This is a genomic window from Streptomyces sp. PR69 (assembly GCF_026420845.1).
Classification (GTDB): domain Bacteria; phylum Actinomycetota; class Actinomycetes; order Streptomycetales; family Streptomycetaceae; genus Streptomyces.
The window spans coordinates 232,002-244,059 of record NZ_JAOWCB010000009.1 but is presented as its reverse complement, the minus strand read 5'-3'; the positions used below and the strand labels follow the sequence as shown (position 1 = coordinate 244,059).

The 12,058-nt window shown below is 70.4% G+C and carries 9 protein-coding genes; 5 read left to right on the top strand and 4 right to left on the bottom strand.

Translation table 11 applies throughout. The annotated features are described in order from the left end of the window. Nucleotides 1-246: 246 nt before the first annotated feature. Nucleotides 247-792, bottom strand: a complete 546-nt coding sequence (locus OF819_RS12245; RefSeq protein ID WP_267243476.1) for a type 1 glutamine amidotransferase domain-containing protein — start codon at nt 790-792, stop codon at nt 247-249. A gap of 221 nt (nt 793-1,013) precedes the next feature. On the opposite strand from OF819_RS12245, the gene OF819_RS12240 reads away from it, so the two are divergent. The 3 genes from OF819_RS12240 (at nt 1,014) to OF819_RS12230 (ending at nt 5,445) form a co-directional block, all read left to right on the top strand. Continuing rightward, the gene (locus OF819_RS12240; RefSeq protein ID WP_267243475.1) at nt 1,014-2,954 is read left to right on the top strand and encodes a Xaa-Pro dipeptidyl-peptidase; all 1,941 of its coding nucleotides are present in this window, start codon (nt 1,014-1,016) and stop codon (nt 2,952-2,954) included. Nucleotides 2,955-3,067: 113 nt separating this feature from the next. Next, on the top strand, nt 3,068-3,664 hold the full coding sequence (locus tag OF819_RS12235; protein ID WP_267243474.1) for a DM13 domain-containing protein: 597 nt from the start codon (nt 3,068-3,070) through the stop codon (nt 3,662-3,664). Between the two features lie 287 nt (nt 3,665-3,951). Beyond that, nucleotides 3,952-5,445: a PP2C family protein-serine/threonine phosphatase gene (locus OF819_RS12230; protein ID WP_267243496.1), complete on the top strand. Its 1,494-nt coding sequence runs from the start codon at nt 3,952-3,954 to the stop codon at nt 5,443-5,445. Nucleotides 5,446-5,520: 75 nt separating this feature from the next. Here OF819_RS12230 and OF819_RS12225 read toward each other — a convergent pair whose 3' ends face one another. Then, entirely contained in the window at nt 5,521-7,014 is a 1,494-nt protein-coding gene (locus OF819_RS12225; protein ID WP_267243473.1) for a hypothetical protein, read from the bottom strand. Between the two features lie 296 nt (nt 7,015-7,310). Between OF819_RS12225 and OF819_RS12220 the strand changes: the two genes are divergently transcribed. Together OF819_RS12220 and OF819_RS12215 are read left to right on the top strand one after the other, a co-directional pair. Continuing rightward, nucleotides 7,311-8,432 (top strand): aminoglycoside phosphotransferase family protein, encoded by a 1,122-nt coding sequence (locus OF819_RS12220; protein WP_267243472.1) that lies wholly within the window; start codon nt 7,311-7,313, stop codon nt 8,430-8,432. 270 nt (nt 8,433-8,702) lie between these two features. Further along, nucleotides 8,703-10,931 carry a terpene synthase family protein gene (locus OF819_RS12215; RefSeq protein ID WP_267243495.1) on the top strand — a complete coding sequence of 743 codons (2,229 nt, stop codon included), beginning with the start codon at nt 8,703-8,705 and terminating at the stop codon, nt 10,929-10,931. Nucleotides 10,932-11,015: 84 nt separating this feature from the next. Here the strand turns inward: OF819_RS12215 and OF819_RS12210 are convergent, their stop codons facing one another. Further along, a complete protein-coding gene (locus OF819_RS12210; RefSeq protein WP_267243471.1) occupies nt 11,016-11,516 on the bottom strand; it encodes a hypothetical protein in 501 nt (166 codons plus the stop codon). A gap of 130 nt (nt 11,517-11,646) precedes the next feature. Then, a complete protein-coding gene (locus OF819_RS12205) occupies nt 11,647-12,048 on the bottom strand; it encodes an ACT domain-containing protein (protein WP_267243470.1) in 402 nt (133 codons plus the stop codon). Nucleotides 12,049-12,058 lie beyond the last annotated feature (10 nt).

The following is a 12,058-nucleotide window of genomic DNA, read 5'->3' as shown; positions in this document are numbered from 1 at the left end:
CCTGGGGGCGTGGGGGGACCCCCACTTCCCGTAACCGGCACTCCGCCCCAGACCCCGTTTCCCGGAGGCTCCGCCCCCCGAACCCCCGCGCCTCAAACTCCCCCAGCTACCTCCCCCAGACTCCGTCCGGGGGTACCCCCAGAGGTACCCCCAGGCGGGGCTGAAGGTGCTGGCTCCCGCGCCTCAATCGCCGGCGGGGCTGGATTTCCGGCCCGTCCGGCCATTGAGGCGCAAGGGCCAGCGCAGTCAAGCCCTCAGCGGCTTGGCGAACTCCGTGGTGAAGGCCGCGCAGAACGCCTTGAGGTCGTGCGGCCTTCTGCTGGTGATCAGGGTGTTCGGGCCGTCGTGGCAGACCGAGACCTGTTGGTCGACCCAGGTGCCGCCGGCGTTGGCGATGTCGGTGCGCAGACTGGGCCACGAGGTGAGGGTCCGGCCGCGTACCACGTCGGCTTCCACGAGCGTCCACGGCGCATGGCAGATCGCCGCGACGGGCTTGCCCGCGTCGAAGAAGCTGCGGACGAACGCCACGGCGTGCCGGTCCATCCGCAGCGCGTCGGGGTTGGCGACCCCGCCGGGCAGGACGAGCGCCCCGAACTCGTCCGCCGTGGCGTCGGCGACGATCTCGTCCACGGGGAAGGTGTCCGCCTTGTCGAGGTGGCGGTACGCCTGCACCCGGCCGGGCCGGGTGGAGACGAGCCGGGGGGTGTCCCCCGCGTCGAGGACGGCCTGCCAGGGTTCGGTGAGTTCGACTTGCTCCACGCCCTGGGGGGCTGTCAGGAATGCGATCAGCATGATCTGCTCCTTTGGGCTCCGTCCCTGGGTACCCCTGCCGGGCGGCCCCATGCGGTGGGTGTGGCGGTGCTTTCCTGTCCGCCGTGCGTGACGCCCGCCGTCCGCGGAGGACGAGGAGCCGCTCCCGAGAGGCGCGGTCTGGCGCGGAGCCTGGCGGACGCGGTGGAATGTGCGCGCGACACCGTGTGACCGTCCGTCACTTCCCCGCCTCTGGAGGCACGATGGCGAGACAGAGCGGCATGCGAATACGCCCGCGCACGGCCCGCGCCGGCTTATGCGGCCTGGGCGTCGCCGCGCTCACGGCGGCGGCGCTGCTCGCGCCTCCGGCGTCCCCTGCCGCGCACGCCGAAGGCGGCGAGAGCACCGCGCACGCCCTGAGCATCGTCGGCGAGCGCACCCAGCCGGTGTTCTCCCGGGCCGACGCCGTCTGGCAGCAGGTGGACGTCGAGACCGAGGCCGACAGCGACCGGGACGGCCGCCGGGACACCGTGCGCATGAGGATTCTGCGGCCCAGGGAGACCGAAGAGGGGCTGAAGGTCGCGACCGTCATCGAGGTGAGCCCGTACTGGGCGGGCATCGGCGATGTGCCTTTCCACGAGGTGGACCTGGACGAGGACGGGCTGCCGCCGGGGCGGCGGCTGACGTCTGACCTCCGCACCCCCGGTCTGAGCGGGCCCTCCGTGCCGTTCCCGGGATACACCGACAACTACTTCCTGCCGCGCGGCTATGCCGTCGCCCAGGTCGACAGCCTCGGCACCGGAGGCTCGACGGGCTGTCCGACCTCCGGCGGCCGCAATGAGACACTCGGCGCGAAGGCCGCCGTGGACTGGCTGGGCGGCCGGGCCCGGGGCTGGGACCCCGAGGGCCGGCCCGTCCGCGCCGACTGGTCGACCGGCGACGCCGCGATGATGGGGATCTCGTACAACGGGACGCTGCCGACCGCCGTCGCCGCCACCGGCGTGGCGGGGCTGAAGGCGATCGTGCCGATCTCCGGCATCTCCTCCTGGTACGACTACTACCGGGCGGGCGGCGGGGTGGTCGCCCCCGGCGGCTATCAGGGCGAGGACGCCGACGTCCTGGCGAAGGCCGTCAACACGCGTGCGGACCGGGAGATCTGCCGGCCGGTCATCGACGGGCTGACCGCACGGCAGGACCGGGTCAGCGGGGACTGGAGCGGCTTCTGGGCGGAGCGGGACTATCTCCGGGACGCCGGCGGAATCAGAGCCGGGGTCTTCCTGGTGCACGGCGGCAATGACTGGAATGTGAAGACCAAGCACTTCGGGCAGCTCTGGCAGGCGCTGAAGGAGCACGATGTGCCGCGGAAGCTGTGGCTGCACCAGGCGGGCCATGTCAACCCCATGCCGCTGCGCATGGAGGAGTGGCTCGACCAGCTGCACCTGTGGTTCGACCACTGGCTGTACGGGCTGGACAACGGGGCGACGGCAGGCCCGCCGGTCGAGGTGGAGCAGGCCGACTTCAGCTGGCGCGCCCAGTCCGACTGGCCCGCGCGCGGCACCCGCGCGGTGACGCTGCGGCTCAACGAGGACGGGCTCGCCCCGCTGCCGGGGCGGCCGGTGCGGCAGTCGCTGACGGACGCGGGTCGCACGGTCGCGGCACAGACGCTCGCCGCCGGCCCGGACGCCGCCCATCCGAACCGCCTCGCCTACACCACGCCCCCGCTGCGCCGCGCACTGCACCTCAACGGCGTGCCGGAGTTGTCCGTACGGGCGTCGCTGGACGGCTCCTCGCCGTATGTCACCGCCCTGCTGGTCGACTACGGACGCGACACCCGCGCCACGGCCGGCACGACGGCCGACACCTCCGAGCAGGTCTGCTACGGGAAGGGCATTCCGGGCGACACCGGCTGCGCCTACCGGACCCGGCACCGCACGGAAACCGCCGACTTCAAGATCGTGTCGCGGGGCTGGCTCGACATCCGCAACCGGCACTCGCTCAGCCACACCGATCCGGTGACGGAGGGCCGTGAGTACCGGCTCCGGTGGGATATGCAGCCACAGGACTACGTCTTCAAGAAGGGACACCGCCTGGGCGTGGTGCTGATCTCCACCGACCATGACTACACCCTGCGCTACCCCGCGGGGACGCGGATGACCGTGCGGGCAGGACTGAGCCGCGTCGTCCTGCCGGTCGCGCCCCGCTGAGCCGCCCGGCCCGGCCGTAAGACTTTCGTCATCCGGCCGGGCTGGGATCGCCGCCCTGACCTGGCGTTGAATGGAGGTCGCCGGTCAGGTGCCGGAAGGTTCGGAATGAGGAGATGGCAGTGGGGCGTGTGCTCAGGTGGTTCGGCAGGCCGTTGGGTGTGACGGTGCTCGTCGTCGGGCTGGCGCTGGCCGGTGCGGGACTGTACTGGTTCCAGCCGTGGAAGCTGTGGGTGAACGAGACCGTACGGGACGAGATCCCGACCGCGGCTCCGGCCGGCGGAGCGAACGACGCGGCGGAGGGCACGGCGGAGGGCGCGGAGGCGTCGGGCGGCACGGCGTCCGACGCTCCCGCCGGGCCGGAGACGCTGGCGGAGGGGGAGCTCATCAGCCATGAGCACACGACCACCGGATCGGTGAAGGTCCTCCGCCTCGCGGACGGCAGCCGCACGCTGCGGCTGGAGAACCTGGACACCAGCAACGGCCCGGATCTGCGGGTCCTGCTCAGCGACGCGCCGGTCAAGGAGGGCAAGGCCGGATGGCATGTCTTCGACGACGGCGAGTACGTCAGTCTCGGCAAGCTCAAGGGCAACAAGGGTGACCAGAACTACGCCCTGCCCGCGGACGCCGATCTGGACAAGCTCACCAGCGTGAGCATCTGGTGCGACCGCTTCGATGTGTCGTTCGGCGCCGCGCCCCTCGCCCGCGGCTGACCTCCCGAGCGTTCGACTCCGGATGGGAACATCCGACCGATCACCAACACCTGCGGTGTGCGGTTGAGTTGCCGCACCCGCGGGTGGCCGGTTATGCCCCTGTGAGCGGCGGGAATTCTTCTCCTGGACAGAGACCGCGGAGTAGCCTGCGGGCCTATGGCATATGTCTTGGGCACCACCAGATCGAGTGTTGCCAAATGGCTTACGAGCCCTCGTTCCCTGTGCAACCCTCGTTACCGGTCCTTTGTTGAGACCCGGCCGTGGCCGCGCCTGTATCGGAGTACGACATGCCGTCCCATGTGTTCGCGGACCGTCCCGCCCCGCAGCCTCCCGAGCGCGGCGACGTCGATGCGCTGATCTCGCTGGCGAGGCGGCTCCGCGGCGACGTCGACGCCGTACGCCGGGATGCGGTCGACCGGGAGGACGACGCACACGGGCGGTGGCAGCGCGCCCTGTGCGAACTGGCCGTCCATCACCTCGACGACCTCGGCGCCCATCTGGGACAGCTCAAGGAGGGGCTGCCCGCACAGCCCGCGGACGCGCCCCAGCCACACGAGCACGCCGAATCCGTCGAGTCCCCCGACTCCCATCAGGACGATTGTCAGGACGATCTCGCCGCATACGAGGCGGACTCCGCCCTGCGCAACGGCTCGCTGCTCAGCAGGGTCGGCAGCGCGGAGTGGAATCTGCTCACCGACGAGGTGAGCTGGTCCGACGAGCTGTACCAGATTCTGGGGCGGCCTCCGGAGAGCGGCCCCATGACGCTGGACGAGCTGCCCGCCATGGTGTTCGCGGAGGATCAGCCGCTGCTCACCTCCATGGTGACGGACTGTCTGGTGGACGGACGCCCCATCGACGGCGAGTTCCGCATGGTGCGCACCGACGGGGGCGTTCGCACGGTCCATATGATGGGCGAGCCCGTCCTCGACACCGACGGCTCCACCGCCTCCATGTGGGCCGTCCTCAGGGACGTCAGCGAGCTTCGGCGCAGCCAGCGCGCCGTCCGTGAGACACGCGACTCGCTCCAGCGCAAGCAGCATGTCGCGCAGACGGAGCGGCGGCTCGCGGTAGAGCTCCAGGAAGCGGTGCTGCCGCCCTGGCGCGGCTCCCTCCAGCTCCCCGAGGACACCCCGGCCGCGCTGGACGTCGCTGCGCACTACCTCCCCTCCGCCGACAGCGCCCTGATCGGCGGCGACTGGTACGACGCACTGCAGCTGCCCGGCGGCCAGGCCCTGCTGAGCGTCGGCGATCTGACGGGACACGGCGTGGCCGCCACCTCCTCGATGGCGATGCTGCTCGGCGCCCTGCGCGGGATGGCCGTGGCCGGCATTGCGCCGGGGCAGCTCATGGCTCATCTCAACCAACTGCTGGAAGCCTCCGCGCAGCCAGCCCTCGGCAGCGCCGTCTGCTGCCGCTATGAGCCGGCTCAGCGCACGCTGTCCTGGGCACAGGCAGGGCACCCCGCCCCGCTGCTGTTCCGCGGCGGGACGGGGTCTGCGCTGACTCCCCCCGAGGGTGTGCTGCTCGGCGCCACCCCCACCGCGGAGTACGGTCAGGCCGAGGTACGGCTGCTGCCCGGCGATGTGCTCGTCCTGCACACCGACGGACTGACGCGGACCAGTGCGGCGGAGGAGTGCGACACCGGTCGGCTGCTGGCGCTGGCGCCGCTGTTCGCCGAAGCCCGGGACGCTCAGGACTGCGTCCGGGCTGTGGTGGAGGAGTTCGGCGAGGCGGAGCGCGGGGACGACGCCTGTGTACTGGTGGCGCGGATCGGTCAGTGATCGGTCGGTGATCGACTGATGGGTCGGTGATCGGTCAGTGATTGGTCGGTGAGGGCGGGGCTCCGAACGGAGCTCCTAGATCTCCACGCCCCGGGTCTTGGTCGACGGGCTGCTGGGGAACGCGAGCTTGATCTCCTCGCGCAGATCCTCGATCTTCGAGTAGCCCGAGTACCGCCCGGTGAGGCGGTACATCTCCCGCAGCCGGTCCCACGTCCGGTGCGAGGAGGTCTCCCCCATCGACATCAGCGCCATCCGCGCATAGCGGTCGGCCTGCTCCGGGTCGTCGGCGATGAAGCATGCGGAGGCGAGCGAGATGTAGTCGAAGATCTTCGACCGCTGCCGGCCGTCGATACGCAGTTCCAGCGCCTTCTCGGCGTAGTGCTGGGCGTGCTTGGCGGCGGCGGGCTCATGCTCGGCCAGGGTCCGGTAGGACAGCGCCTGCATCCCGTACATGTCCTCGTCCTTGAAGGTCTGCATCCAGCTCGGCGCAGGCACATCGCCCTTGTCGGAGACGAAGAGGTCCTCCGCCTCGCCGAGGGTGCGGCGCATGGCCTGGCCCCGGCCCATATGCGCATGCGCCCAGGCCTCGATGGTGAGCAGCATGGCCTGGGTGCGCGGCAGGACTTCGTCGCCCGAGCCGGACTTGGCGAGCTTCATCAGGTCCAGGGCGTCGTCGGGACGGCCCAGATGGATCATCTGGCGGGCGGCGCGGGAGACCGCCTCGCCCGCGCGTGGGCGGTCGCCGCCCTCGCGGGCGGCGTGGGCGGCGATGACGAAGTACTTCTGGGCGGTGGGTTCGAGGCCGACGTCATGGGACATCCAGCCGGCGAGCACGGCGAGATTGGCGGCGACGCCCCACAGGCGGCGCTGCAGATGGTCGGGGTGACGGTAGGCGAGCATGCCGCCCACTTCGTTGAGCTGCCCCACGACGGCCTTGCGCTGGAGGCCGCCGCCACGGGCGGCGTCCCAGGCGCGGAACACCTCGACGGAACGCTCCAGCGCCTCGATCTCCTGCGACCCGATGGGGGCGGCCTCATAGCGGTCGTACCCAGCGGGGTCGGCGAGCAGGGGACTGTCGGTGCGGGGAGCGTCCTGAGCGAGTGCGGGGTCGGTGTGCAGCCAGTCGTGCATGGCGCTGCTGAGTGCGGAGCCTGCGGCGAGCGCGGCGCCCGCGCCCACCAAACCGCGTCGGTTGAGCATGAGGTCCATTCCCGTGAATTCGGTGAGGACCGCAGCCGTCCGGTCGGGCGCCCAGGGCAGTCCGTCGGGGTTGTCCGCCCCTTGAACGTCCCGGCGCTTGCCCGTTCGCCCGCTCCGTGCGAACCCGAGGTCCTCGATGGTCACGACACGGCCGAGTCGCTCGGTGAACAGAGCCGCCAGCACTTTGGGCACCGGGTCGCGCGGGGTCTCCCCCATGTCGATCCAGCGCCGGACCCGCGAGGTGTCGGTCGCCAGCTGCGGGTGGCCCATGGCCGCCGCCTGCCGGTTGACCAGCCTCGCCAGCTCTCCCTTGGACCAGCCGGCCAGGCCGAACAGGTCGCTCAGGCGGGTGTTGGGTTCTCCACTCACATCAAGCCCCCAGGTTCTCGGCTGAGTTGACAGTAGCCCCCTGTCAGTTGCGAAGCGACTATTCGCCAGGCTTCGCCAGGGCTCGCAATGTGGCCCGCCAGTCGCGCTTGGGTGTCAGGTAGGAACGCGCCACCCCGGCCCGGTAGCTGGAGCATTCCCCAGGGTGCTGCCTGGGTGCGGGGACGGGGCGGCGCACTGGTGCACGCAGAAGCACGCCACTGCACACTGCTGCACTTTGGTTGCATATCGGTGCAACCGATGCATCTTGTCGGCGCACGAAGGGATCTGTATCGCTCATGTACACAGCATCGTCCTCCGTGTCCGCCCCGCCCCGGCTGCAGCGTCCCGCTGTCCCGGCCGGCGGCGCCCCGTATCTCGACCCCACGCACGCCGGTCGGGCTCGACGGGCGGCGGGCACGGTGGGCCAGCCCCTCAGCGGCAGGATCGACCTGTCCGGCCCGCAGGGCGCGCAGCTGCGCATGGCCATCGCCTCGGTGCACCGGATCTGCCCGGAGTTCAATCCGGTCCAGGTGCTCCGACGAAGCGGACGGTCGGTGCTGCTGGTGGGCACCACAGGACGCGCCACCGCGGTCGCCAAGTGCTTACTGGATCACTCGCCCGCCTGGGCCGAGCGGTTCCGTCACGAGATAGTGACGTACCGGGCCTTCGTGCGGCACCGCCCGCCGGTGCGGGTGCCGCGGCTGATCGCCGCGGACCCGGAGAACTGCACGCTGGTCATCGAGCGGATGCCGGGGCGGGCCGCGGCACTCAGCCGACATACGGTCGAGGCGCCGGCGCGCGGCGATCTGCGCGCCGTGCTGGACTCGATCGCCCGGCTGAACTCCTGGCGGCCCCCGGCGGGGCTGTTCGACGCACCGCTGGACTATGCGTCCCGTATCGCCCGCTATCACGAGCTGGGGCTGTTCACCGACCGGGATCTGGGCGATCTGCAGAAGCTGCTGCACGGCCTGGCACAGGCCGGCGGGCGGCAGGCCATGGGCCAGTTCTGCCATGGCGACGCACTGCTCTCCAACGTCCTGCTGTCGCCGGCCGGCCCGGTGCTGGTGGACTGGGAGCACGCGGGCTGGTATCTCCCCGGCTATGACCTGGCGACGCTCTGGTCGGTGCTGGGGGACGCGCCGGTGGCACGTCGGCAGATCAGCCAGCTGGCACAGCGGCCGGGGCCGGCGGCCCGGGATGCGTTCCTGCTGAATCTGATGCTGGTGCTGACGAGGGAGATCCGTACGTATGAGACGGCGGTGCAGCGCACCATGCGGGAGGCTCCGCCGGTGAGCCCCGGCCAGCCGCAGCCGAACGGGCTGTCGGCCGGCGAGGAGCAGCGGCTGCTGCTGCGGCGGCTGCACGACGACTGCGCCATGGCCCGGCGGGCCGTGCGTGCGGCGGTCGGCACCCGCTGACCGGCACCGCTGACCGGCGCCCCGAGAGGGGACCCCTGCAGAGGGGGAAGCGCGCTGCGTTCCCAGTGAGCCGACGCACTGGGAACGCAGCGCGCTGTGGTGTGCCGGCGTGCTCAAGCGGTGAAGACGGCCGCCCGACAGTCGACTTGCGTCGGATTGTGTGACTAATCCGTGTTGTGCGTGGGCCGTATGGGCGACGGGTAGGGCTCGGCCGACCACTGTCCATCCGCGCTGGGGGCGCGGATGCCGATCGAAAGGCAACTGGCGCACATGGGACAGCCCTTCACACTGCCGGACTTCTATGTTCCGTATCCGGCGCGGCTCAATCCTCATCTTGAGGAGGCACGGGCGCACACCAACCAGTGGGCGCGCCGGATGGGGATGCTGGAGGGGTCCGGCATCTGGGAGGAGAGCGACCTCGAAGCGCATGACTATGCGCTGATGTGCTCCTACACCCACCCGGACTGCGCTGCCGAGGTGCTCTCCCTGGTCACCGACTGGTATGTGTGGGTCTTCTTCTTCGACGACCACTTCCTCGAGCTCTACAAGCGGACCCAGGACAGCAAGGGCGGCAAGGCGCATCTGGACAGGCTGCCGCTGTTTATGCCGATGGACCTGGCGGACGGCATGCCGGAGCCGGAGAATCCGGTCGAGGCGGGGCTTGCGGACCTCTGGGCGCGCACGGTCCCCAGCATGTCGATGGGCTGGCGCGCACGCTTCTCGGAAGCCACCGAGAACCTGCTCAATGAGTCGATGTGGGAGCTGGCGAACATCAACGCCGGCCGGATCGCCAACCCCGTCGAGTACATCGAGATGCGCCGCAAGGTGGGCGGCGCGCCCTGGTCCGCGGGGCTGGTGGAGTTCGCGGCGAACGCGGAGGTGCCGGACGCGGTGGCGCACTCCCGGCCGCTGCGGGTGCTGCGGGACGCCTTCGCCGACGCGGTCCATCTGCGCAACGACCTCTTCTCGTACCAGCGGGAGGTCGAGGACGAGGGCGAGAACAGCAATGGCGTGCTGGTGCTGGAGACATTTCTGAACTGCACGACGCAGGAGGCGGCGGAGGCGGTCAACGATCTGCTGACATCACGGCTGCAGCAGTTCGAGCACACGGCGCTGGCCGAGGTCGGCCCGCTCTGCGCGGAGAAGGGACTGGACGCGGCGCAGACGGCCGCCGTCGCGGCCTATGTGAAGGGTCTTCAGGACTGGCAGTCCGGCGGGCATGAGTGGCATATGCGTTCCAGCCGCTATATGAACGAGGAAGCGGATCTGGGCACAGGGCAGGCGGGGGATGCCTTCGGCATGGCGGCGGCCTCCGTCCGGTTCACCCCGCGTGCGGAGGCGGCGCGGTGGCGCCGCCATGCCCATATTCCGTTCCAGCAGGTCGGCCCTTCGCTGCTGCCGGATTTCGACATGCCGTACGAGACCCGGCTGAACCCTCATCTGGACGTCTCCCGGGAGCGGACCGTTGAGTGGGGCCGTGCGATGGGCATGCTCCAGGCCCAGCCGGGCATGCCGCACTCGCATGTCTGGGACGAACGGAAGCTCGAAGGCTATGACTTCCCGCTGTGTGCGGCCGGCATCAATCCGGAGGGTTCGGCAGAGGAGCTGGACCTGGGATCGTGCTGGCTGACGTGGGGAACCTACGGGGACGATCTGTACCCGGCGGTGTACGGGCGGACCCGGGATCTGATCGGGGCGCGCGCGGCGACCGACCGGCTCTCGCTGTTCATGCCGCTCGACGGCTCGTCGGCGCCGGAGCCGGCGAACGCCCTGGAGCGCGGACTCGCCGATCTGTGGCGGCGGACCACGGCGCCGATGAGCGACAAGGACCGTGCGGCGTTCCGCTCGTCCGTGGAGGACATGACGGCGAGCTGGGTATGGGAGCTGACCAATCAGGCGGAGCACCGCATCCCGGATCCGGTGGACTATCTGGAGATGCGGCGGCATACGTTCGGCTCGGATATGACGATGCGGCTGGCCCGCATCGGGCATGGCGATCTGGTGCCGGAGGAGGTGTACCGCAGCGGCCCGGTGCAGTCGCTGGAACGCTCCGCCATGGACTACGCGATGCTGATGAACGACCTCTTCTCCTACCAGAAGGAGATCGAGTTCGAGGGCGAGGTGCACAACGGCGTTCTGGTGGTGCAGAACTTCTTCGATCTCGACTATCCGACGGCGATGCCGATCATCGCCGATCTGATGAAATCGCGGATGGCGCAGTTCCAGCATGTCGCCACACATGAACTGCCGCAGCTGTACGAGGACATGGAGCTGAGCGCAGAAGCCCGTGAGGTCCTCGAAGGATATGTGCGGGAACTGCAGGACTGGATGGCGGCGATTCTGACCTGGCACCGGGAGTGCAGGCGCTACCGGGAGGAGGATCTGCGGGACGGCGGGCTGGGGCCTTGGCGGCTCACCGGTCCCCTGGGGCCGGGCACTTCGGCGGCGCGTCCGCAGACGCTGCCGGCCTTCCGCCCCTCCGCGGCCGTCGTCGCATAGCCGCCCGTCCGCTCACCATGGACGACGGCCCGCCGCGCACAGAGGCGCGGCGGGCCGGTTCCGGTCCGGTGAGGCGGGCGCTGGTCAGCCCTGCTGGAACAGTTCGGCGGGCAGCGGCTTGAGCAGTGCGTACAGATCGTCGGTGATGGGGCGGTCCCAGCTCGCAATGGTGACCAGGACATCGTCGCTGCGGTCGAACTGAACGCAGGAGATCCGGCTTTCGGAGAGCTTGATACGGCGCACGATCAGCAGATTGTCACCCTGCATCACGGGGGTGTCCTCGCTGCCGACGACCTGCACCGGCTCGTCGTTCCCCAGCGCGGCCAGCAGCTGGGCCACCTCGAAGGGGATCTGGCCCTCCTCCAGCTCTCGGGCCGGGGAGCCCTCGGGCAGATTGCCGATGATCATCGCCGGGCCGCGGCCGCCGAAGAGGTCATAGCGCAGAAAGACACCCTGGCAGCTTCCGTCCGGAGCGGGCAGCAGGCCTGCGCCGAGATTGCCGGGCCAGTCCCCCGGGTCCATGGCCAGGACGTCGAAATCCGGGCCCGCGGGTGTGGCGGCGCTGCGGCGGCGGAGGAAGGACATACGGCCATGGTACGTGCCCCCGGCGGCGTGGCCCGCCAGGGCCTGTCCTTCTGGTCCAGGGCCTGGCTTTCGGATCCGGGCCGGCTTTCGGACCCGGATCCGGGTGTCCGGATCTCGCCGGGCTCGCGGGTCAGTGGGAGCGCCGGGCGAGTACCTCCAGCAGAGCGACGGCCTCCTTGGCCCGCTCGTGGGGCACAAAGAGGTGGTCATGGTGGTAGCCGGCGACGACATTGCAGCTCAGACCGCCTGCTTCGGCCAGTTCGCGGGCGACGGCGGCCGTCAGTCCGACGGCGTCCAGCGCGGAGTGGACGCGCAGGGTGATCCAGCCGGCGACATAGTCGTAGGCCAGCCCGGCGGCGTCGGCTTCCTCCTGGCGTACGACGAGGGTGAGTCCCTCGGGTTCGGCAACGGTGACGACGGGCCGCAGACCCTCCGGGGCGGGGCCGTCGACGGTCGTGAAGACATAGCGGCCGGGGTTCAGCTCGGGCCGCATGGTCGCAAGGAGGGTGCTCAGATCTCGTTCGCCGCTCATGGCACCAGCC

Excerpts from the sequence above, each read along its gene's own strand:
- OF819_RS12235 (WP_267243474.1), top strand. The coding sequence starts at position 3,068 with ATGGCAGTGGGGCGTGTGCTCAGGTGGTTCGGCAGGCCGTTGGGTGTG.
- OF819_RS12230 (WP_267243496.1), top strand. The coding sequence starts at position 3,952 with ATGCCGTCCCATGTGTTCGCGGACCGTCCCGCCCCGCAGCCTCCCGAG.
- OF819_RS12215 (WP_267243495.1), top strand. The coding sequence starts at position 8,703 with ATGGGACAGCCCTTCACACTGCCGGACTTCTATGTTCCGTATCCGGCG.
- OF819_RS12245 (WP_267243476.1), bottom strand. The coding sequence starts at position 792 with ATGCTGATCGCATTCCTGACAGCCCCCCAGGGCGTGGAGCAAGTCGAA.
- OF819_RS12220 (WP_267243472.1), top strand. The coding sequence starts at position 7,311 with ATGTACACAGCATCGTCCTCCGTGTCCGCCCCGCCCCGGCTGCAGCGT.
- OF819_RS12205 (WP_267243470.1), bottom strand. The coding sequence starts at position 12,048 with ATGAGCGGCGAACGAGATCTGAGCACCCTCCTTGCGACCATGCGGCCC.
- OF819_RS12210 (WP_267243471.1), bottom strand. The coding sequence starts at position 11,516 with ATGTCCTTCCTCCGCCGCCGCAGCGCCGCCACACCCGCGGGCCCGGAT.
- OF819_RS12240 (WP_267243475.1), top strand. The coding sequence starts at position 1,014 with ATGGCGAGACAGAGCGGCATGCGAATACGCCCGCGCACGGCCCGCGCC.